Source organism: Variovorax sp. F042 (assembly GCF_057814215.1).
Genome location: NZ_JBVASX010000001.1, coordinates 1,530,338 through 1,549,586, shown reverse-complemented (window position 1 = coordinate 1,549,586; position 19,249 = coordinate 1,530,338). Strand labels below are relative to the sequence as shown.

At 66.1% G+C, this 19,249-nt stretch carries 35 protein-coding genes; 17 read left to right on the top strand and 18 right to left on the bottom strand.

Going from position 1 to position 19,249, the window contains the following annotated elements; genetic code table 11:
* The first annotated feature begins 20 nt into the window (after positions 1–20).
* Complete coding sequence (locus ACZYSP_RS07505) at positions 21–263, top strand: hypothetical protein (RefSeq protein ID WP_489013454.1); 243 nt, start codon at positions 21–23, stop codon at positions 261–263.
* A 2-nt stretch (positions 264–265) separates the two neighbouring features.
* Here ACZYSP_RS07505 and ACZYSP_RS07500 read toward each other — a convergent pair whose 3' ends face one another.
* From ACZYSP_RS07500 to ACZYSP_RS07415, 18 genes are all read right to left on the bottom strand, one after another.
* Positions 266–463 (bottom strand): hypothetical protein, encoded by a 198-nt coding sequence (locus ACZYSP_RS07500; protein ID WP_489013452.1) that lies wholly within the window; start codon positions 461–463, stop codon positions 266–268.
* Positions 460–759, bottom strand: a complete 300-nt coding sequence (locus ACZYSP_RS07495; RefSeq protein ID WP_489013450.1) for a hypothetical protein — start codon at positions 757–759, stop codon at positions 460–462. The genes ACZYSP_RS07500 and ACZYSP_RS07495 overlap by 4 nt, the downstream gene beginning before the upstream one ends.
* Positions 756–1,049 carry a hypothetical protein gene (locus ACZYSP_RS07490; RefSeq protein WP_489013448.1) on the bottom strand — a complete coding sequence of 98 codons (294 nt, stop codon included), beginning with the start codon at positions 1,047–1,049 and terminating at the stop codon, positions 756–758. Before ACZYSP_RS07490 ends, ACZYSP_RS07495 begins: the two co-directional genes overlap by 4 nt.
* Positions 1,046–1,495: a hypothetical protein gene (locus ACZYSP_RS07485; RefSeq protein WP_489013446.1), complete on the bottom strand. Its 450-nt coding sequence runs from the start codon at positions 1,493–1,495 to the stop codon at positions 1,046–1,048. Before ACZYSP_RS07485 ends, ACZYSP_RS07490 begins: the two co-directional genes overlap by 4 nt.
* Positions 1,492–2,172: a zinc-finger-containing protein gene (locus tag ACZYSP_RS07480; RefSeq protein ID WP_489013444.1), complete on the bottom strand. Its 681-nt coding sequence runs from the start codon at positions 2,170–2,172 to the stop codon at positions 1,492–1,494. Before ACZYSP_RS07480 ends, ACZYSP_RS07485 begins: the two co-directional genes overlap by 4 nt.
* Positions 2,169–2,495, bottom strand: a complete 327-nt coding sequence (locus ACZYSP_RS07475; protein ID WP_489013442.1) for a hypothetical protein — start codon at positions 2,493–2,495, stop codon at positions 2,169–2,171. The genes ACZYSP_RS07480 and ACZYSP_RS07475 overlap by 4 nt, the downstream gene beginning before the upstream one ends.
* A complete protein-coding gene (locus ACZYSP_RS07470; protein WP_489013440.1) occupies positions 2,495–3,427 on the bottom strand; it encodes a phage Gp37/Gp68 family protein in 933 nt (310 codons plus the stop codon). The genes ACZYSP_RS07475 and ACZYSP_RS07470 overlap by 1 nt, the downstream gene beginning before the upstream one ends.
* A 7-nt stretch (positions 3,428–3,434) precedes the next feature.
* Positions 3,435–4,142, bottom strand: coding sequence for a hypothetical protein (locus ACZYSP_RS07465; protein WP_489013438.1), 708 nt, complete (start codon positions 4,140–4,142; stop codon positions 3,435–3,437).
* A 112-nt stretch (positions 4,143–4,254) separates the two neighbouring features.
* Positions 4,255–4,539 (bottom strand): KTSC domain-containing protein, encoded by a 285-nt coding sequence (locus ACZYSP_RS07460; RefSeq protein WP_489013436.1) that lies wholly within the window; start codon positions 4,537–4,539, stop codon positions 4,255–4,257.
* 22 nt (positions 4,540–4,561) lie between these two features.
* The gene (locus tag ACZYSP_RS07455) at positions 4,562–5,659 is read right to left on the bottom strand and encodes a hypothetical protein (RefSeq protein ID WP_489013434.1); all 1,098 of its coding nucleotides are present in this window, start codon (positions 5,657–5,659) and stop codon (positions 4,562–4,564) included.
* A gap of 8 nt (positions 5,660–5,667) precedes the next feature.
* Positions 5,668–6,597 carry a lambda exonuclease family protein gene (locus tag ACZYSP_RS07450; protein ID WP_489013432.1) on the bottom strand — a complete coding sequence of 310 codons (930 nt, stop codon included), beginning with the start codon at positions 6,595–6,597 and terminating at the stop codon, positions 5,668–5,670.
* The gene (locus tag ACZYSP_RS07445) at positions 6,594–7,319 is read right to left on the bottom strand and encodes an ERF family protein (RefSeq protein ID WP_489013430.1); all 726 of its coding nucleotides are present in this window, start codon (positions 7,317–7,319) and stop codon (positions 6,594–6,596) included. Before ACZYSP_RS07445 ends, ACZYSP_RS07450 begins: the two co-directional genes overlap by 4 nt.
* Positions 7,320–7,405: 86 nt before the next feature.
* Positions 7,406–7,642, bottom strand: a complete 237-nt coding sequence (locus tag ACZYSP_RS07440) for a hypothetical protein (RefSeq protein WP_489013428.1) — start codon at positions 7,640–7,642, stop codon at positions 7,406–7,408.
* 112 nt (positions 7,643–7,754) lie between these two features.
* Entirely contained in the window at positions 7,755–7,946 is a 192-nt protein-coding gene (locus ACZYSP_RS07435) for a hypothetical protein (protein ID WP_489013426.1), read from the bottom strand.
* Entirely contained in the window at positions 7,943–8,698 is a 756-nt protein-coding gene (locus tag ACZYSP_RS07430; RefSeq protein WP_489013424.1) for a methyltransferase, read from the bottom strand. Before ACZYSP_RS07430 ends, ACZYSP_RS07435 begins: the two co-directional genes overlap by 4 nt.
* A complete protein-coding gene (locus ACZYSP_RS07425; RefSeq protein ID WP_309953216.1) occupies positions 8,695–8,817 on the bottom strand; it encodes a hypothetical protein in 123 nt (40 codons plus the stop codon). The genes ACZYSP_RS07430 and ACZYSP_RS07425 overlap by 4 nt, the downstream gene beginning before the upstream one ends.
* Entirely contained in the window at positions 8,814–9,014 is a 201-nt protein-coding gene (locus ACZYSP_RS07420; RefSeq protein ID WP_489013421.1) for a hypothetical protein, read from the bottom strand. The genes ACZYSP_RS07425 and ACZYSP_RS07420 overlap by 4 nt, the downstream gene beginning before the upstream one ends.
* A 173-nt stretch (positions 9,015–9,187) precedes the next feature.
* Positions 9,188–9,901: a LexA family transcriptional regulator gene (locus tag ACZYSP_RS07415; protein ID WP_489013419.1), complete on the bottom strand. Its 714-nt coding sequence runs from the start codon at positions 9,899–9,901 to the stop codon at positions 9,188–9,190.
* 99 nt (positions 9,902–10,000) lie between these two features.
* Between ACZYSP_RS07415 and ACZYSP_RS07410 the strand changes: the two genes are divergently transcribed.
* From ACZYSP_RS07410 to ACZYSP_RS07335, 16 genes are read left to right on the top strand one after another with little or no spacing between them, the layout of a single operon-like run.
* Positions 10,001–10,255: a YdaS family helix-turn-helix protein gene (locus ACZYSP_RS07410; RefSeq protein WP_489013417.1), complete on the top strand. Its 255-nt coding sequence runs from the start codon at positions 10,001–10,003 to the stop codon at positions 10,253–10,255.
* The gene (locus tag ACZYSP_RS07405) at positions 10,255–10,434 is read left to right on the top strand and encodes a hypothetical protein (RefSeq protein ID WP_489013415.1); all 180 of its coding nucleotides are present in this window, start codon (positions 10,255–10,257) and stop codon (positions 10,432–10,434) included. Before ACZYSP_RS07410 ends, ACZYSP_RS07405 begins: the two co-directional genes overlap by 1 nt.
* Positions 10,435–10,461: 27 nt before the next feature.
* Positions 10,462–10,776, top strand: coding sequence for a hypothetical protein (locus ACZYSP_RS07400; protein WP_205367246.1), 315 nt, complete (start codon positions 10,462–10,464; stop codon positions 10,774–10,776).
* On the top strand, positions 10,776–12,038 hold the full coding sequence (locus ACZYSP_RS07395; protein ID WP_489013412.1) for a DNA-methyltransferase: 1,263 nt from the start codon (positions 10,776–10,778) through the stop codon (positions 12,036–12,038). Before ACZYSP_RS07400 ends, ACZYSP_RS07395 begins: the two co-directional genes overlap by 1 nt.
* Positions 12,035–12,880, top strand: a complete 846-nt coding sequence (locus ACZYSP_RS07390) for a hypothetical protein (protein ID WP_489013410.1) — start codon at positions 12,035–12,037, stop codon at positions 12,878–12,880. The genes ACZYSP_RS07395 and ACZYSP_RS07390 overlap by 4 nt, the downstream gene beginning before the upstream one ends.
* Positions 12,877–13,182 carry a hypothetical protein gene (locus ACZYSP_RS07385; protein ID WP_489013408.1) on the top strand — a complete coding sequence of 102 codons (306 nt, stop codon included), beginning with the start codon at positions 12,877–12,879 and terminating at the stop codon, positions 13,180–13,182. Before ACZYSP_RS07390 ends, ACZYSP_RS07385 begins: the two co-directional genes overlap by 4 nt.
* The gene (locus tag ACZYSP_RS07380) at positions 13,176–14,924 is read left to right on the top strand and encodes a DNA cytosine methyltransferase (protein WP_489013406.1); all 1,749 of its coding nucleotides are present in this window, start codon (positions 13,176–13,178) and stop codon (positions 14,922–14,924) included. The genes ACZYSP_RS07385 and ACZYSP_RS07380 overlap by 7 nt, the downstream gene beginning before the upstream one ends.
* Complete coding sequence (locus tag ACZYSP_RS07375) at positions 14,921–15,874, top strand: hypothetical protein (RefSeq protein ID WP_489013404.1); 954 nt, start codon at positions 14,921–14,923, stop codon at positions 15,872–15,874. The genes ACZYSP_RS07380 and ACZYSP_RS07375 overlap by 4 nt, the downstream gene beginning before the upstream one ends.
* On the top strand, positions 15,871–16,113 hold the full coding sequence (locus ACZYSP_RS07370) for a hypothetical protein (protein WP_489013402.1): 243 nt from the start codon (positions 15,871–15,873) through the stop codon (positions 16,111–16,113). Before ACZYSP_RS07375 ends, ACZYSP_RS07370 begins: the two co-directional genes overlap by 4 nt.
* Positions 16,110–16,838: a hypothetical protein gene (locus ACZYSP_RS07365; protein WP_489013400.1), complete on the top strand. Its 729-nt coding sequence runs from the start codon at positions 16,110–16,112 to the stop codon at positions 16,836–16,838. Before ACZYSP_RS07370 ends, ACZYSP_RS07365 begins: the two co-directional genes overlap by 4 nt.
* The gene (locus ACZYSP_RS07360; RefSeq protein WP_489013398.1) at positions 16,835–17,098 is read left to right on the top strand and encodes a hypothetical protein; all 264 of its coding nucleotides are present in this window, start codon (positions 16,835–16,837) and stop codon (positions 17,096–17,098) included. The genes ACZYSP_RS07365 and ACZYSP_RS07360 overlap by 4 nt, the downstream gene beginning before the upstream one ends.
* Complete coding sequence (locus ACZYSP_RS07355) at positions 17,095–17,523, top strand: RuvC family protein (protein WP_489013396.1); 429 nt, start codon at positions 17,095–17,097, stop codon at positions 17,521–17,523. The genes ACZYSP_RS07360 and ACZYSP_RS07355 overlap by 4 nt, the downstream gene beginning before the upstream one ends.
* Entirely contained in the window at positions 17,520–18,020 is a 501-nt protein-coding gene (locus tag ACZYSP_RS07350) for a NinB/YbcN family protein (RefSeq protein WP_093303740.1), read from the top strand. The genes ACZYSP_RS07355 and ACZYSP_RS07350 overlap by 4 nt, the downstream gene beginning before the upstream one ends.
* Positions 18,017–18,238: a hypothetical protein gene (locus tag ACZYSP_RS07345; RefSeq protein ID WP_093429329.1), complete on the top strand. Its 222-nt coding sequence runs from the start codon at positions 18,017–18,019 to the stop codon at positions 18,236–18,238. The genes ACZYSP_RS07350 and ACZYSP_RS07345 overlap by 4 nt, the downstream gene beginning before the upstream one ends.
* On the top strand, positions 18,235–18,537 hold the full coding sequence (locus tag ACZYSP_RS07340) for a hypothetical protein (RefSeq protein WP_489013392.1): 303 nt from the start codon (positions 18,235–18,237) through the stop codon (positions 18,535–18,537). The genes ACZYSP_RS07345 and ACZYSP_RS07340 overlap by 4 nt, the downstream gene beginning before the upstream one ends.
* Positions 18,534–19,067: a nuclease domain-containing protein gene (locus ACZYSP_RS07335; RefSeq protein ID WP_489013390.1), complete on the top strand. Its 534-nt coding sequence runs from the start codon at positions 18,534–18,536 to the stop codon at positions 19,065–19,067. The genes ACZYSP_RS07340 and ACZYSP_RS07335 overlap by 4 nt, the downstream gene beginning before the upstream one ends.
* Positions 19,068–19,249: the final 182 nt, after the last annotated feature.

Here is a 19,249-nt window from a genome sequence, read left to right as displayed (position 1 = left end):
CACGGTGCAATACTCAAAAAATGAAAAAGGCCACACGAACCGCGCGCCAGCTGCAGCAGATCCTGATTGAGCGCATCGAGGCGCTGCCGGGCCTGGCCGGGCAGGTCACCGACGTGCACCTCGGCGGTGTGCGGTGGATGGATGGGGGTGAGGGCGGCCCGACCTGGACGGTGCCGATCCTTCGCGATCGCGACCAGCACCGACCCGACATCGCGCGCGTCATCAAGCAAGCGCAGATGGAATTCGACCTCGATGAGGATTGAGGTCATGCCGTGTCCGTCTCCCGAGGGGCCGCCACCGGTTCGGGATCGCCGCAGATCCAGACCAGGGCATCGCGCGGCAGCGTGCGCTCGGCCGGGAACGGCCAGCCGGGGGTATGGGTGCGAAGGCGCACGAGGTCGCCGGTCCGCTCGAGCTCCACGCCGAATTCGTCCTCGCCCTTGACCTTGTAGGTGCGCGTCATGGCTGGGCCGCCCTGCCAGAAGGCTCGTACAGGCCGCGGAAACGGCTGCGCTTCGTGTATATCGCTCCGGGCGTGAGCGGCGGCCGCGGCATGTTGACGCCCGGGCCGGCGAAATAGATTGCGATGGGCTTTCCGCCGCGCGCCTGGCACAACCAACTGCCGATGTGGGCCTCGCGGCCGACGAGCACCATTGCGCCCAGTTCAACGCTCACGGTCTTGATGCTGCGTTGCACGCGCTGTGCGAGCTGCGCCTGAGTGCCGGGCATCGCGGCGACGAGGACGTCGCGGCAACTCACGGGCGGCCCTTCGCATCGTTGCGAGCGTCAATCGCACGGCAGACCTCGATGCGGTCGTCGCTCTGCAGCACTGGCCTGTCGATGCCTTCCACTGTGCGCCACTGGCCGAGCTTCGAGCCGACAGCTCGGCGACTGTCGAACACGATGGTCTCACCGCTGTAGGTCCAGCGGTTCAACTCGCCGGACACCGGCTGCATCACGTAGCGCGCGGCGTCCGGGTTCGGCTGACGCGCGGGCGCAGGTGCCGACACTGCAGCTGGCACGGAGGCTTCGAAGAGGTCGAAGGTCATTTCCGCAGGCCTTCGATCAACGCGATTGCTTCCTTGCGCGATTCCGTCTCGCGGATGGCCTCGATCGCAGCCGTGACCGCGGCGTTGTGCGCCGCAACAGGATCGGGTGCCAGTGCGCCCCCGGACGGCTGGCCACCAGCCTCGTGTACCGCAGCATTGGCCAGCGTGGCCGCGGGTTCGTAGGTCGCGGCGAAGATGTCAGGCTTGCAGGGATAGAACTCGCCCTTTACCCCCTTGATGATCCAGTCGCCCGGCTGCGCCGTCATGGTGCCCTCGAGCGTTTGGATTTCCAGCGTTTCATCGCGACCGGAGGTGAAGTTCACGAAGCCCACGCGCTCGCACCAGTGGTGAAAGGCATCCGGCACGTCCACGCCGGCGGCGGGCAGCTGGAACGCCTCGATCACGACGGGCTTCTTGCGGAAGAGGGTGTTCGGTTCGGTGCTCATGCGTTTTCCTTCTGGTGTTGAGCGATCCACTGCTGCACCGCGCGAGCGGCGGCCATGTAGGCTTCGCTGGGTGTCTTCGTAATTTCCTGGCCGGGCCGGTACGTGCGCCAGATGTCATCGCGCAACGCCTTGGGCAGGCTGAACCAATGCGGGCTGCAACCCCACATGGCGGGCGGCACGGCGCGCGAGCAGCCGGGCCAGTGGCAGGTATGGCGGTGCGCCGGCGCGGCGCCGCGCGCCCTGACGGTTGCCACGACCGCTCGGCACTGGTCGACGCCGAACCATCCGATGTGGCATTCCTCGACGTTCTCGATGCCGAGGGCGGCCGCGAGCCAGCCATATGCGGCCGTGCGCGTCATCGGCGCGCCGGCGCCCTCCCACAAGGGATTGAAGGCTGCCTTCGCTTGTTTTCGCGCCGCGCGGATCTCCGGCGTGGCCAGCGTGCCGAGCGGGATGCCCGTGAACGGGTGCAGGCCAACGTAGGAATCGCAGCCGGTGCACATGAGGGCCCAGGGCCATTCGCCGTGCTCACGGCCGTAGATGCAGCTGTTCGAGTCGATGAAGACCGGCGAGCCGCAGTTCGGGCAGCAATCCGGTACCGGCAGCGGGTTCTTCACGCGCGCCGTGGCGCTGCGCGAGGGGTTCCACGGGGTGATAGGGGCACGCACCTCGGTCACGACGGGTCTCCCGCATCGATGCCGACGCTGGAGCAGTCTGGGCAGCGGTGGCCCTTGGGCAGAGTGCACGCCACTCCCCCAGACCTCCGGCCGCAGATCGACGCCGTCGACAAAGCGTGCGCCAAGTGCCGCGCATAGGTGCTGACGGCGCGCCAGTAGGCGTACATCGGACCCTTGTGGCGTCGGTAAGCCGTTTCCGCGTTCGCGGCCGCCTCGGCGCGAAGCTCGCGCATGACTGCTTCGATTCGCTTGCGATCTTCGGCGGGCAGCGCCATCAGTGCGCGGCCGGCGGGCAGATCGAGCAGGGGGTTGATGTAGCCCATCAGGCAGGCACTCCGTCCCAAGCGCGACCATCGAGCAGGCGGCCGGCAACCTTCTTGCCCATGTGCAGAAGGTGCTCGTCTCCTTTGCGGAAATGCCCGTCAGGCTCGCGACCATCGCCGTAGATGTGGATGGCCTTGCCTGCGCGCATCATGTCTCCGAGGCTGCGAAGGTCGTCGCGCTTGGCGGGCGGCGCCCACTCGCCCCACTGCTTGAACAGGAACGGCGTGCCGACGGCCTCGCACTGGTCGCGCAGGCTCCGGGCCCATTCAGGGTGCATTGGCCGCGCGCCCGGTCCGCTCTCGCCGCCGACGATCACCCAGTCGATGGCTTCCAACGCGTTGGTGCCGTCAGCCGGGTTTGCCGGATTCGCGAAGAAACCCTCGAAGCTGACGGGGCCCAGCAGCGGCTCCATGCTCAAGAACCGGATGCGCGATGGTGTGGCCAGCAGTTTCGGGATGTCGCGATCGGCCTCGGCCTGGTTCACGATGGTGGCACCGAGCCAGAGGTTGTCAGGCGGGCCTTCCAAGAACATTTCGCCCAGCATGTCGCTGGCGTTGCCGATGCGCTTCGTGAGCAGCAACCAGTCAAGGTTCGGCGTGTCAAGGATCAGCGTCGCAAGGTCGTCGCGCCATTCCCGTTCGACCGCGTTGTCGAACACGTCGGCCAGCGAAGCGCAGAACACGCGCTGGCGATGGCCGCGCTGTGCGACGAAGGCGTCGTGCTGGGCATTCCACCGGCGCGGCAGGTTCCAGTTGGCTTCGCTGGTGCGGCGCCGCGGCGCGCCGGGCCCCCAGTTGATGGCCTTACCGCCGCCGAAGCGGGCGTTGCGCGTCTCCGCATAGCAGTGGTCGCAGCCCGGACCGACCTTCTGGCAGCCTTCCCAGGGATTGAAGGTGTGGGTTGCCCACTCGATTTTGGTGTTCTCGCTCATGGTCGCCTCAGTCGAATTGCTCGGCCGCGGCCGCTTCCACGTCGTTGGCATCGATGTCGACCTCAAGGCGAGTGCGTCCGACGTACATGGCCATCAGGACGGCATCGAACTGGCTGATGACGTCGGGGCGCGAAGCCGGCGTGATCTGGCGGCCATCGAGCCGCAGGGCGTAGACGTCGCCCTCGGTGTTGCAAGCCAGTTGATACCGGGCGTCGTATTTGCTCAATGTCCGGCTGTACAACGCCGACGAATCGCGCAGCAACTCGTTGTGGAGGTAGAGGTGGCCACCGCCGTAATGGGACGGCTCCCACAGTGCATAGAACGCTTCGTGCTGGTCCTTATTGAATTCGCTGCGCGCGTCGTCTAGCAGCTTCGACAACTTGACCACAGCCGGCACCTCGGGCAGCGCCTGCTGGGCGACCTTGCGCAGCGCCGTGTTGATGGCGTCCGCATTCATTCCGTTCACCAGGCCGGCAATCGACTTGTTCAGTACCTGCTGAAACTTCGCAACGTCATCCAGCTTTAGCCCATGGGGCATCAACTCCGTGAGTTGGGCTTGCAGCGCAATGGCGAAGTCGCTCCGGTAGCCGGTGACATCGCGGACGGCGCTAGTGACGGCATCGCCAATGTGCTTGTCGAGGATCGGGCCCAGCTTCTCAGGCGTGAGAGCTGCGGCAACTGCCGCCTCGAGGTCGAGATTGATTCGGAGTTCCATGTTGGTCACCTTGTGGAGGGTGGAAAGAAAGTGGGCGCCGCTCGCGCGGGTCGGTCGGGAAGGGAGGAGGGATGGAGGAGGGGTGCCCAGCCGACGGTTCGCCCGAAACTGGTCAGGTCGCGGCCGGCGCGAGCTTTTTGCACGGCAACGGCTTGATGTGCTTGCCGAAGAAGCTGCCGATGGAGTCGGCAGCCATCAGGTCGGCGTACACCTTCGCGTCCACGTTCGGGTACTGGTAGACGGTGCCGGGCCCACGCGCGAAGGTCGCGGCGAGGGTCTTGCTCGCGGCGTCGTAGCCGATGGAGGCCAACTGGCTCGATTTCACCGGCTGCATCGCGATGACGATCAGGTCGGCGTCGGCGGTTGCAGCCGAGGAGGCGGAAGAGGGTTTGGACATGGGTGCTCCTGTCGGTGGTGATTCAGGCCGCAAGCGGCTGCAGATGCGCGGCCTTGGCCTCTGCGGCGCGGCGCGCGAGGGCGTCGCAGATTTGCGGAAACTGGTGCTCGTGATAGAGCGTGGCGCCGCGCTCACGGGAGGCGGGCTCGATGCCCAGGCCGCGCAGCTGCTCGGCGGTCAAGGCGAACCCGAGCCGCTCGGCGATGACGCCGATGCGCAACGTGGGCGCGCCTTGGTCGGCGGATTCGTTGGCGGCGGGCGCAACTGGCAGGGCCTGCTGGATCGGCGCCGGCGCAGCAACCGGTGCGTGCACCGCACGGCGGACGGAGTAGCTGGCCAGCGTCGGCCGCGGGCGCACTGGCTCGGCCTCTTGGCGCTGCTCTTCCACTTGCGCGGCTGGCGTGTCGGTCGGCTCTGTTGCCGGCGCCGCGGCGGGCTGCTGGCGCTTCAGTTCGTCGAGTTGGGCCTGCAGCCGTTCGTTCTCCTGGCGCAGCGTCTCTGCTGCGGCGCGCTCGCGCGCTTCGGCGATCATCTTTTCCAGAGCGCGGATGGTCGCGTCCTTCTGCGCCGAGGCGCGGACTGCGAAGTCCGCGAAGACCTCTGCGCTCACATCGATGTCACGCACGTAGGCCAACCCGGCTTCGATGCGTTCGATGGGCAGCCCCTCGGCCATGGCCACATAGCCCTCGATCTTGGCGATGGCGTCCAGGTGCTTCTGCTTGCGCTCGGCTTCGATGCGCTCGCGCTCGGCCTTCTCGTCGGCCAGCTTCTTCTCGTGCACCTTGATCTGGCCGTCGATGAAGGTTTCGACGGGCTCTACGATTTCGATCAAGCGCGTGGCCTCGTCTTCGATGACCTTCTTGCAGTCGTTGAGCTGGTCTTTCGTCTTGTCGCGCAGGCGCTGAACTGCGAACCGGCCGGACTCGCGCAACTCCAGGCGCGCGTCCTTGGCGGCCTTGAAGCCCTTCGGCGTGGTCATGTCGAAGACGACGTTGCGGTGGCGATCTGCCAGCGTGGTGACATCGGTCTCCAGCGGGGAGAAGAGAGCAAGCGCCGCCTGGGCGATGGTGTGCGGCTTGACGGCCACTTCGGTTGGGGTGGGGGTGGATACCTCGGACATAGGGCCTCTCAAAATGGGTTGTCGACAACGGGGCGGCCGCTGCGCACGGGCGCGGCGGGTTCGGGGAACAGGGGAATCTCGGATGCGGGAGCCAGAGCGGGGGGCGTGGCGCTCACGACGGCGGGCGCGGGCGCGTCCGCCGGCGCAACCCTGGGGGCGCCGGACATCTTTGTGGGCGTGCGCAGCACCTCGAGGTGGCTGTCGACCAGCCGCATGAAGCCGATCAGGTCGGCTTCGAGAGCGGCGATGGCGTCTTCGTTGCGATAGATGCGCTTGACGAACAGGTCCTTGCCCACCGGCTCCAGCCACGGGCAATACACCACCAGGTCGCACCACTGGCGTCCGGTGATCCAGAGGCCGCCGTTGATCTGGTCGATGTATTCGAGGTGCGCGGTTTCTGGACTGGCCCAAACCTGCCCCAGCTTGTCGCACGAGAACGGGCATTTGATTTCGACCATGCCTTCGTCGTCGATCAGGCCATCGGACGAATACCCAAACCGCTCGTCATCGGTCAGGATCAGGCTGACTTCCTCAACCAGCGCGCCCGTGCGCTTCTCGTAGACCATGCGCGCCCTGGGTTCGAGATCCCGCCCACGGCGCATTGCGTACGTGACAAATGTGTCGTCGAGCGGTTCGCGGCTGATCGTTTCGAAGGCCACGAGCCATGCGTACTTGATCGCCGCGGCGCCGGGCTCTTCAGTCGGCTCGCCGTTCAGCGCCTTGGCGATGCCCCCCGCCACCGGCTTGGTCTTGTAGCCGGCCTTGGCGCGCGCATCAGGCTCATCCATGCCCAGCTGCAGCGCTTCGACATAGACGCGCTGCTGGTCGGTCAGGCCGCCGACCTTTTCGCGCGCCTCGCTGAATCGGGAGGCCGTGGCCACGCCGCAGCGCGCGCGCAGCCAGTCTTCGCTGCCTTGGGTGTAGTTCAGCAGGATCACGACGGGCGGCCTCCAGCCTTCAGCTTTCGGCGGTGCGCGATGACCGCGTCCTTGAACTCTGTATAGAGGTCGCGGCGCTTCGTATCCGCCAGCGCGACGCATCCTTCTGCCCACAGTGCCGCGGCTTCGCCATCGGTCTTGGTGCCCTGGAGGCGATGGAACAGCGAATCGGCGAGGCGATCCGCATCACTGACCTGTCTCGGGTCGTTGGGGCCGGGGTCGGCACCATTGCCGTCGTCGTCGTTCTCGCCGATGGCCACGTTGAAGATCAGCTTCAGCAGGTAGCGCTGGCCGTAGGTCATGGCCGAGCCGGAAGCGTGGGTTTTGGTCATCACGTCGCCGCCCTTGGCGCCCTTGCCGTCGGCGGGCATGTCGCACTTGTAGGTGCGCATGTGGCCGGCCGCGTGCGAGACATAGCAGAGGATTCGGACGTGGCCCGCCTGGTCGCTGGTGGCAGTGTCGAAGCTGAGCGCGAAGCCGTTCTTCGTGTAGATCGGGCGTAGGGCGCGGTTGAGCTGCGCGTAGCTGGCATAGGTGCTGCGGGTCTGCGGATTGACGGCGTCGGCCGAGATCGGACCCATGGCCGCCTGTGCCTTGGTCATCGCCGCGTTGAACTTCTGTTCGTTGGCGCGGGCGTGCATGCGCTCGTGCATGCTCAACAGCCGCTCCATCTTGTCGATGTCGACGTTCGGGTCGTTGGCGGCCGCCGTGATGGCGTGCATGACCGTCGCAATCTCATTGCGTGGTGGGAGGACCACTGGCGCTTGCGGCGCGAGAACCTCCGACTCTGTGTGGGCGAGTGCGGCAGTCACTTTGCGGTGCCCCAGAGAGCGAACCAGGAATCGCGCGGGCCTTCGCCGTACATGGCGAGCAGCACGGCGGCCAGGACCAGCAGCAACACCAGGGCGCCGACGATCAGGTAGTCGCGAGCGGTGGAGGGGAACCAGAGGCCTCCGATGGCCTCATCGTTGGCCGCCGGCGGAAAGCCGGTCGGTGCGGTGACGCCGGCGTGCGGGCGCGGCGGATGGACAAGGCGAACGCTCACGATGCGATCCTTTCGTAGATGAGGAGGGCGATGACGAAGAGGCCGGCCAGCGCGCAAGCGGCGGTGACCACCTTGTGCGGGTCGGCGAGGAGGTTGGTGAGACGGGCACGGGTCATCGCGTGCCTTTCACGGCCGCGTGCTCGATGGCGCGATCGTTGGAGCCCGTGCTCGACTGGCGCAGCGCGGCGGTTTCCGACTGTTTGCTGTCCATCCAGGCCATGAGCACCAACAGGACGATGCAGGCGAGGGTGCCGAGGGCCCAGTCCACAGCGAGCTGTGCGGGGGTGCGGCGGGCGGCGCTCACGCTTCGATCTCCGCTGTGACCATGATCGTGCTGACCATCGTTCCAGACGCCTTGAAGGCGCCCTCGGGCAGCGGCTCGACAGTGCCGCCCAGCGAGCGAATGAGATCGTTGAACTCGACCGTTCGGCGATCGGTGCGGAACGTGGGCCCGTTCGACATGATCGAGGTCAGTCGGCCGCCGGGCTTGAGGAATTGGAGCGCGTGCGTGACGTGCTTGATGTCCGCCTGCTTCGCGAACGGCGGGTTCATCACCACGCGGTCGTAAATGGCGGTCGGCGCTACCGTCAGGAAGTCGGCCTCCTGCACTTCGAAACCTTGGCCGATCAGTTCGCTGACGTTCTCCGGCAGGAACTCGATGCAGCGCACGGTGGCGCCAGCGGTGCGCAAAAGGCGGGCGATAGCGCCGTGCCCGGCCGATGGCTCCAGCACCAGCGCGCCGGGCGGGACGAGGGCGGCGGCCACGGCCCCGCGGGCGATCGCGTCCGGCGTCTCGAAGAAGCCGAACTCCTGCTGCTTGGTCTTCGTCGTGAGGACCTCGCCAGTCAGCAGAATCTGCTCGAGCGCGTCATCGGCATCGCAGGCAAACAGGTGAGCCTTCGCCTTGCGGTCCCAGCGGCCGCCGACGGCCTCGAGGACACCATTCACGGCGGAGTAGGTCTTGCGATCGAGCTGTCCAACCAGGCGGAGCGCGTTGCCGCTGGTGTCAGCGCGCTCGATCACGGCGAGCACGGAGGAATCGATGCGGCGGCTCATGCTGCACACCATTCGAGTGGCGCCATGGCGCGCTCGCGACGCACCTCGGCGTAGCGGCGGCGCATGGCGGCGATCTGGCGCTGGATTTCCAGCAGCTGGGCTTGCAGGACAGCCTTCATGCCAGCCTCGCCGAGCGGTTGTGGGAGAGCTCCAGGCTCACGGCGGCCGCGACCCGCATCTGGTCCAGTGCGCCGGTGTCCTTGGCGACCGCATAGGCGCGGTCGAAGGCGATCAGTTGCTCTTCGGTGAAGTCAGCGCCAGGCGGCGAAACCGCGGCCGGCTTGGGGTGGGCGGTTCGCCCGTGGTTGTTTTGCATTTGCGCTCCTCGCGTGCCATTCGGTGGCCGCGGCGCAAATCTTAGGTGTGCCGAATGCTGACGTCAATAGGTGTGCCTAATATTTCTTTCAAGGCTGCCTAAGATCAGTTTGTGACGCGCGAAAAAAAGCCCGCACGCGGCGGGCTCCAGATGTGGTCGCTCGGGTAGCGAGTTCAGTATTGCTCGCTCTTCCACACCGTCAGAATCTTGCCAATGATCTGGAGGTGCGGATTCTTCGGCGAGAGGTCGTATGGCGGAAAGTCTTCGTTCTTGGAGATCACGCGCAGGATGAAGCCGGGCCCGTTGAACTCGGGGACGCGCTGCAGAATTTTGATGTAGCCCTCGTCGCCGACGCGGAAAAAGTACACGCCTTCGTGGTCGACGCGGTTGACGCCGCGGTCCATCAGCAAGGGGTCACCAGGGTTGAACATGCCGCGCATGGATGGGCCGAAGCCCGTCACGATGCACAGATTTTGAAGGCTCGTGTACGACCGCACATTGAGCTGCAGCCACTCGCGATCCACCTTCCAGCTCTTGATGATGCCGGGCGGCTCAGCTTCCAGCAGCAGCTTGCCCCTGGTGTCCATCCCGCCGCTCACCTCGTACTGGACGATCACGACCTCACTTTCGCTCTCGACTGGCGCGTCGGCAGCAGGTGAAGGTGGGCCAGGTGGTAGCGCAGCAGCGTGCGACGACGGCCACATTGGCCCAACGCCATCGGAAAGCCATAGCGTGTTGCAACCGTAGAGCTCTGCTGCCTTCGCCGCAGTCACTGCCTTCATGGTCTTCGTCTCGCCGCTGAACCAGGCGTTCACAGATGGCGGCTTGGCGCCAGTGGCGCGCGCCAGGTCCGCCTGCGATATGTCAGGTCGCTCGCGCGCGAGCATGCGGAAGCGTTGCTGAAGGGTGGTCATTAGGCCATCCTAATAAAAAAAGCATTAGGCACACCTTGCGGTGAATCTTAGGCGCACCTTAGAATGTGCCGCATGATCACTGTTCAAGACCTCGGCGGCCCAACGGCCGTAGCTCGGATGGTTCGCCTCGCTGTGCCCACCGTGCACGGCTGGAAGGCGATACCGGAGCACCACTGCCCAACGATCGAACGCGCGACGAACGGCCGCTATGTCTGCGAGCAACTGCGCCCCGAAGCGCCGTGGTTGCGCGTGCCTGACAAGAACTGGCCGCACCCCAAGGGTCGTCCAGTCCTCGACGTCGCTGCCACCGCAAAGGAGGTCGTGTGATGCACGTCAAGCCTCTCTCTTCACTGAGCCACGAAGAGGTCGCCGACGTCGCCGCGCAGGCCGCCGAACGGGGCGAAGAGCTCGCCCTGGCGAACCCGTTCCCCGAGGGCAGTTGGCGCCACACCGTCTTTCGCGACGTGTTCGCTGCCCGCGTCGCCGACCTGCAGCCGATCGGCTGACCACTTCACCCCCACCACGAGTTCGAGATGTCCACCATCGACCAAGACCAAGAGCCGGCCTTCGCCCGAGGCATCGCCGGGCCACTCGGAAAGCTGACCGAGGACCTGAAGACCAAGGTTGACCAGACGACTGACGAGGTATTCCGTCGTCACTGCGCTCTGAGCAACACCGACACGGCCACGCTGCTGCGCGACTTCATTTACCTGACCTGCTACGGCAAGACGTGGCGACAAATGGTTGCGGAGAAGTTGATTCATGACGGGGAGCGTACCGACGCGATGCGCAAACTGACAGGGCCTTTTGAGGGCCCCGAATTCGCGCAGCGGGGAGGGCACCACTGATGGAGCGCTTCGTTCTTCACCAGGGAGATTGCGTGGCCGCGATGCGCGACATGGCTGAAGCCAGCGTCGACGCCATCGTGACCGACCCGCCGTATCACCTGACGAACAGCGGCGGCGGCCCCGGTGGGAAGGGCGCAGACAACGCTTACTCGCGCTCGCGCGCTGGCGCCACCAGCACCGGCTTCATGGGCATGGCCTGGGATGGCGGTGACGTTGCCTTCCGCGCCGAGACATGGGCCGAAGCCCTGCGGGTGCTCAAGCCGGGCGGCCACCTTCTGGGCTTCTCGGGCTCGCGCACCTATCACCGGATGGTCGTGGCCATCGAAGACGCGGGCTTTGAGATCCGCGACCAGATCATGTGGCTGTACGGCTCGGGGTTTCCTAAGTCCCGAAATCTCGACGGCGACTGGAAGGGCTGGGGGACGGCATTGAAGCCTGCGCACGAGCCGATAGTTGTTGCGAGAAAGCCGCTGCACAAAGGGCGCAGCGTGGCCGCCAACATGGAGGTGTACGGCACCGGGGCACTCAACATTGACGGCTGCAGGGTTCCTGCCGAGGCCATGCGCCCCAACCTCGGTAAGGGCGCATTGCCGCGCCGGCACGAGAGCGAAATACGCGACGGCTCGCCGTGCGGGCAACCTCACGAGCTCGGCCGGTGGCCGGCCAATGTCATCCATGACGGCAGCGAGGAAGTAGTTGAAGCGTTTCCAGATGCGCCGGGCCAACTCGCGGACGCGAGTTCTGATGCCAGCGCCAGGAAGACGCAAAACGTCTACGGCGCGATGCGACGGGGAAGCCCGCGGCAAGAGGATGACTCTCGTGCATTCCAGATGAAGCCTGGCGCACCCCGACACGACGAAGGCAGTGCTGCGCGATTTTTCTACTGCGCCAAAGCCGGTGGCGTGGACCGAAGCGAAGGGTGCGAGCACCTGCCCCAGCAAACAGGCGGCATGGTGTCCAACACCAGCGGTCAGCACCTCGCGCCACGCGATGAGGACCATGCGCCGAAGCAGCAGGGCAACTTTCATCCGACCGTGAAGCCGACGGAGCTGATGCGGTACCTGTGCCGGCTTGTGACGCCGCCGGGCGGCCTCGTGCTGGATCCATTCATGGGCAGCGGCAGCACGGGCAAGGCCGCAGTACTTGAGGGCTTTCGCTTCATCGGTTGCGAACTTGACGAGCGCTATCTCGCGATCGCGCGCGCACGCATCGCCTTCGCGGAGCGCGTTGGCCACCAACCTTCTCTCCTGGAGGCCGCATGAGCCAGCTGCAACTTGACGATGTAGAGGTCCAAGCGTTGGAGGCTCTCGATGCCGGCGCACCAGCGATCGAGGCAGCCCCGGCTTCTCATCCGGGCAAGGTCACCACCCCGATGGTGAACGCCCACATGGCCGCCACCTACAGCGAGGCGAACGGCTACGCCTGCCTGTTCGAGGTTGCCAACGGCACCGGCTCGAGCGCATCGCGCTCTGCCGACATCGTGGTGCTGAACCTCTGGCCCTCGCGCGGGATGGACTTCAATGGATACGAGGTGAAGACCGCGCGCTCCGACTGGTTGCGCGAGCTCAAGCAGCCGGAGAAGGCTTGGCCCGTGATGCAGTACATGGACCGCTGGTGGCTTCTCGCAGCGCCCAACGTGGCCAAGCTGGATGAGATCCCCTCGAATTGGGGCTTCATGGAATTCAACGGCGTGAAGACCCGGGTGCTGAAGCCAGCGCCGAAGCTGGAACCCAAGGCCGTGACCAGGACGTTCCTGGGCGCGCTGCTGCGGAAGCCAGTGCGCGACGTCGAAGGCATGGTGAATCGCGCCAAGAACGCGGCGCTGGCCGAGGTCGACAAGACCGTCGAAGAGCGCATCGCGAAGGAGATGCGCCGGCGCGGCGAGAAGCATCAGGAGCTGGTCGACAAGCTCACCAAACTTCAGGACGAGACAGGCATCGACGTGCTCGGGTGGCAAACCACCGAGAGCCAGGTGCACGCCATCAAGTTCGCGCTGCAGGCCGACCCGATGTCTTCGTGGCGCGGTCTGCCGGGTGCCGTCCGCAATGTCGAGCAGGCGCTCGAAGCGCTGCGTGACCTGCAGGGAAAGGTTGGTGGCCAATGAGCGTCTCCGAAACCTCTGCTGAAGCCTACCGCTCCCTGTCGCCGGCGCTCTACCTGTCGCCGAAGGAGGAGCAGGTCATGCGCCTGTTCCGTCCCGGCGTGTCGCTGAGCCGCCAGCAGATTAGCCAGAAGGCCCGCATGCCGATCAACGGCGTGTGCGGCCGCGTCGACTCGCTGCTGGCCGCAGGCCACCTCGAAGAACGCGGCTTCCGTATCGACCCCCACACCAACAAGCGCCAGAAGCTGCTGCGCATCCCGCAGCCCGATCAGGCCCAACTTTTTCCGGAGACCCGCCCGTGCTGACCCCTCAATTCGTTCTCGCGCTGTCCGCGAAGCTGGTGATCGACCTCTTTGCCGGCGGCGGTGGTGCCAGCACCGGCATCGAGCAGGCCATCGGCCGGCACGTCGATGTCGCGGTGAACCACGACGCCGACGCGATCGGCATGCACGAAATCAATCACCCGCAAACGCAGCATTTCAGAGCCGACGTATGGGAGGTTGATCCGCTTGCAGTGACACGAGGCCAACAGGTTGGCCTGCTGCATGCCTCGCCGGATTGCACCGACCACAGCCAGGCAAAGGGCGGCCAGCCGCGCTCGAAAGCGATCCGCTCGCTCGCCTGGGTGGTTCACCGCTGGGGCGGCAAGGTCCGGCCGGACGTCATCACGCTCGAAAACGTCGAGCAGATGTTGCAGTGGTCTCCGCTTATTGCGAAGCGTGATCCGAAGACCGGCCGCGTTCTGACCCTCGACGAAGTGGTCGACCCGGTGTCGAAGCGGAAGACTTTCCGCGTGGCGGAGCCGGGCGAGCACGTGCCGAGGCATCGCCAGTTCCTGGTGCCAGACCGCAAGCACCTCGGCCGCAACTGGAAGCACTTTGTCGAAGGCCTGCGCGCCATGGGCTACGCGGTGCAATGGCGCGTCATCTGCAATGCCGACTACGGTGCGCACAGCACGCGCACGCGCCTCTACATGATCGCGCGCTGTGATGGCTTGCCGATCGTATGGCCCGAGCCCACCCACGCGAAGAAGCCGCACGGGAAGCGCAAGGCCTGGCGCCCAGCCGCTGACTGCATCGACTGGAGCATCGAAGGGCAAAGCATCTTCGGCCGAAAGAAGCCGCTGGTCGACGCGTCGCATCGGCGCATTGCGCACGGCATGCGTAAGTTCGTGCTAGAGAGCGCCGACCCTTTCATGGTTCCGACCACGCATGCGCAGCTGGCGCCCACGCTGGTGCCCGTCACGCATACCCGCGATGTCGCCTTCGACGTGCAGCAGCCCGCGCGCACGATCACCACCGCCAAGGGCGGCGAGACAGCATTGGCGGCGGCCGTCCTGGTTCAGATGGGCTACGGCGAACGGGAGGGGCAGGCGCCTCGCGTGCTCAACCTGCGCGAGCCGCTCGGCACGGTCGTCGCCGGAGGCCTGAAGCACGGGCTGAGCACTGCGTTCATGGTGCAGGCGAACGGGGGCTTCAACACCACCCACGCCCGGGACCTGCGTGAGCCGTCCTCGGCAGTCACGACAAGCGGCAGCCAGCAGCAACTGGTCGTTGCGCACTTGGCCACCCTGCGGCAGCACAGCGAAGGGCGCGACGCGCGCGCGCCGCTCACGACTATTGCGGCCGGCGGCGAGCACCAGGGCCTGGTGCAGTACCAACTGAGCAAGGAGCACGAGGAGGGCGCGCTGCGCTGTGCCGCGTTCCTCATGCGCTACCACGGCTCTGGCGGCCAGTGGAGCGACCTACGCGACCCCGCCACGACCATCACGACCAAGGACCGCTTGGCGCTGGTGACAGTCTGGTACCGCGGGGAGCCCTGGGTCATCGTCGACATCCGCTTCCGCATGCTCACGCCGCGCGAGCTTTACAACGCCCAGGACTTCCCTGCCACCTACACGATCGACCGCACGGCCGCCGGCAAGGTGTTGACGAAGACGGCGCAGGTGCGCATGTGCGGCAACTCGGTGAGCCCGTTGCCCATGCGTTACCTCGTGGCAGCGAACTACAGCGACTACGGCCGCGAGGCGGAAAGGCTGGCTGCGTGACCCGTCCAGTTCCATACCCCGCGGAAACGCGCGCGAAGGGCTGGCGCTTCGAGCTGGACCACGAGCGCATTGAGCAATCAGACACGTGGGCGCTGGCGCCGGCGGACGTGAAGCCGTGGCTGCTGATGCTGTGGCTTTCTGCCTGGCGCCAGGAGCCCTGTGGCTCGCTGCCCAACGAAGACGAGCTCATCGCGGTGCGCATCGGCATGCCCATGAAGACCTTCGTCAAGGTGCGTTCCAAGCTCATGCGCGGCTGGTGGGAGGCCGAGGACGGCCGCCTGTACCACGACACGGTGACGAAGCGCGTCCTGGAGATGCTGGCCGCCCGGGAGGCGGAGCGCCGCCGGAAGGCCGAGTACCGCCAACGGAAGGAGGCGGAAAGGACAGGTCTGTCCCATGAGACAGACGATGGACATCAGCAGGACGGCACCCGGAATGGCACCGGGAGAGACGACACCGGAACCGGAACCGGAACCAGTACTGGTAAAGAAGAAAACACCCACCACGCCCGAACTACGGCCGGTTCGGTGGGGGTGGATGGGCAAAGCCCAACGAAGGCAGGGGAGGTCTGCCGTGCGATCAAGGCGCGCAAGGTCGCCGACGTCAATCCGTCGAACCCCGAGCTCGTCGCGCTGATCGCGAAGGGCGTGCCTGTCGAAACCTTCGAGGCCGCAGCCGACATCTGCGCCAAGTCCAGCCCTCCCAAGGGCTTCGCCTACCTGCTGGGCATCGTGAAGCGACAACTTGGCGAGGCAGCACAGATCGCCGCCGGCGTGGGCATGCCCGAGAAACCTTGGGACGACAACCGCTCGACCATCGAAGCGAAGGGCGAGGAGCTCGGCCTGGGCCGATGGAACGAGCACGACCTCAGCGTTAACCGCGAGACGTTCCCGCAATACACCGCCCGCATTCGCCGCGCGGTGGAGCAACGACAAGGAGTTCCCGCATGACCAATGCCACAGCCATCACGAGCGTTGCTGTGTCCGCTCAGCAGCAGTTGCACGCGATCGCTTGCATGGAGCGCTCGTTGCTCCAGCGCGGCGAGCTTTCGGTCGCGACCAGCGAAGCCTTCAATCGGTATCGCGCAGTGCAGCAGAGCCGCCTCGCGGTGTGCGCCAAGCACTTCACAGCCCTCGTGCCGGCGAACGACGGCGCTTTTATTCCAACCCAGGAGCCAGAACCGGCATGAACACGCGCCGTCCCATCATCAAATTCGACCTGGACGAGGTTTTCGCCTGCATCCGGGAAACGCCGGTTCGCTGGAGTGACCTGGCAAGAACCAAGACCGCACGCCGCATGCTGCGCCCGATCATCGACGAACTGCTGGCCAGCGGCGCAGTGAAGTTCGTGCGCCTTGGTGGTAGCCGGCATCTCGCCGTGGCGGCATGGGGCCCGTCGAAGCAGGAGCAACTGGACGAGATCTACGGCCGCTGCCGTGCGATCGACGGCTGCATGTTGTGGACTGGGCGCATCGACCCCGACCGGGGCCCGGCCATGTACGCGGCCTGGGCGGGCACCGAGCGTTCTGTGCGCCGGCGCATCTGGGGAGTCAGGCAGCGGAAGCTCGACCGCGCCACCACGATCACGATGACCTGTGCGAATCCGGACGACTGCGTGCTGTTCGAGCACATGCAGCGCGCCAACCGCGGCGTGAAGCTGAAGGGCAAGCCCAAGACGCTGCTGCACCGGAACGCCATTGCGGCAGCCAAGCGCAAGGCCACGGGGAAGCTCAACGACGAGCGGGTCGCCCTGATCCTCACAAGCGAGAGGAGCACCCGGTGTCTCGCGCGCGAGATGGAGGTGAGCCAGGCCACGGTACAGGCAGTGAGGTCTGGCGATCGCTGGCGCAACTACCGCGCCACGCCTTTTACAGGTCTTGACGCTGCCAACGATGCGGAAAGGCGCCGCGCATGACGTGCCCGAACTGCACCCGCGCAGCCGTGCGCGCTGACTGGCCAGGCTACACGGCGAACTGCCGGGACTGCCTGGTGCGCGGCATCGCCAACGGCCCCGAGTTTTGGCGATCGCGCCAGGACGGTACGCTCCGCGAGGAGTACAAGGCAGCGCTGCGCACCATCTGGGGCGAGGACTGGAAGGACGGACACGAGGCGGTGAAGGTCGCGGCTGCACGCCTCGAGCAGCTCCGCACATCTCCGCAAGGGGCACTGCTTTGACGGTCCAGATTCTCGGCATCGACCCGGGCGCCAACACCGGTCTGGCTTGCTTCGACGAAGGCGTGCTCACGTGGCTGCGCACCATCGAGCCGCACTCCATCGAGCACTTCCTGCGCCACCACGCGCCGGCGCGCGTGATCTTCGAGGACAGCCGGCTTGAATCGAAGGTGTGGACCACCGCGGGTAGCCGCGCAGCCGCGCTGAAGATCGCTCGCAACGTGGGGCAGATCGACGCCTGGTGCTCCCTCATCACCGCCATCTGCGCCGACCTCGGCATTCCCGCCCACGGCATCAGCCCGACCGCCAAGGGCGCCAAGCTGGATGCCGCGGCTTTCGCGCTCGTGACCCGCTGGGCCGGGCGCAGCAACCAACACGAACGCGACGCCGCCATGGTGGCGTGGCCTTACCGGAGAACCGCTCGATGACCGACCTTGCCCTCACTGTTGTTTGGCCCGACCAGGAGCGGGCCCGCTCCAGCTTCCTCGAGCGTGTTGCGCCGTGGTGCAAGGAGCAGTGGGCAGCGGGCCGTCGCCTCGAAATCGAGATCCGCCTGCATGAAGACGCGAAGACCGATCGGCAGCGGAAGTACTACCACGGGGTGGTGCTGAAGACGATCGCGGCGCAGGCGCGACCGAACGGGGCCCAGTTCACGCTCAAGGTCTGGAAGGAGCACTTCCGCGAGGAGTACCTGGGCTACAAGACCGTCACGACCAAGAACCCTCTCACGGGCAAGAAGGTGCGCCGGCGCGTGCGCGTCAGCTCCGAGGACCTCGGCGTGAAGGGCTACAGCAGGTTCATCGACCGAGTGAGCGCGTTCGCCGCCACCGAGCTCGGCGTGACGTTCCCCGCCAGCTTCGAACAGTGGGAGCGGATGCAGGTCGACCCGGATACGGGCGAAATCGTCGGAGCGGTTTGCCCGTGACGGTCGTTCTGTTCCCGAGCCCGGCCGCGGCGCAGCTGGAAGGAGGCATTACCCACGAGCAGGCGGCCGAGGTGTTTCGCCGCTTCTGCGAGCAAAGGCAGGCCGCGCCAACCATCGCACACGTCATGAGCGTTCCTTACGAGTCCGTGTGCCAACTCCTCGGCGGCGCAATCTTTTCCGACCTCTGGCGCCATTGGTGTGATCGGGTCATGCCATGAAGCGCATCCTCTTCGGCCTGGACTACGACGACACCTTCACCGCCGACCCAGACCTGTGGCGCCAGTTCATTGCGACGGCCCAGGCCCGCGGCCACGCCGTCGTGTGCGTCACCGCGCGCCGTGCGCCGCCGGACTTCTCGCGCGAGCCACGCATGCCTGACAGCGTGCCCATCGTGTGCACGGGCGGTCGGCCGTACAAGAAGCACGCCGCGGCCAAGGCCGGCTATGCCGTCAACGTGTGGATCGACGACATGCCGGGCCTGATCGAACCTTCGTTGGTTCTGGACTTCGGCCTATGAAGCGCAGCGCTCCACTCATGCGCACGGAGTTCAAGCGCCGTCGGCCCGAGGTCGTCGGTGTGGATCTCGCTTCGGGCCCGGACATCACGGTGGTTGCGAAGGTGGTGCCGATGTCGGGCCGCATCGTGAGCATGGTTGCAATCAACGACGCCGACTTTCGCGGGGCGATGCCGAAGACCGTGAAGCAGGAGAACCGCGCGCTGTTGAACATGGCCAAGGGTCAGCGTTGCCTGCTGCAGGTGCCGGGTATCTGCACAGGCGACGCCGCCACCACCGTGGCCTGCCACAGCAATCAGTCGGTGCATGGTAAGGCCGGCGCGCGCAAGGCAGACGACCAATGGTCCGTGTGGGGATGCGTGCGCTGCCATAGCTGGCTCGACCAGGGGCCCGCGCCGGCCGCCGAGAAGGTGGAGCGGTTCGCAGCCGCCCACCGCTGGATGGTTGCCATCTGGCAAGACATCGTGGCGGGCATGCAGCCGGCCACGCCACGCGAGCGCCGCGCCGCTGAATGGGCGCTGGCCAGAATTTAACGAGGAGAACAATCGAATGGCAGATGCCCGCAAATCTACAACCGCACTGGTGCTCGAGGCCGTGCAGGACCTGAACAACCAGGAGCAGATCGTCACCCGCGAGACGCTCGCCGAGCTCACCGGTCTGAAGTTGAGCGTGATCGACGACCGCCTGGGCACCCTGGCCGACGACGGCGCCATCC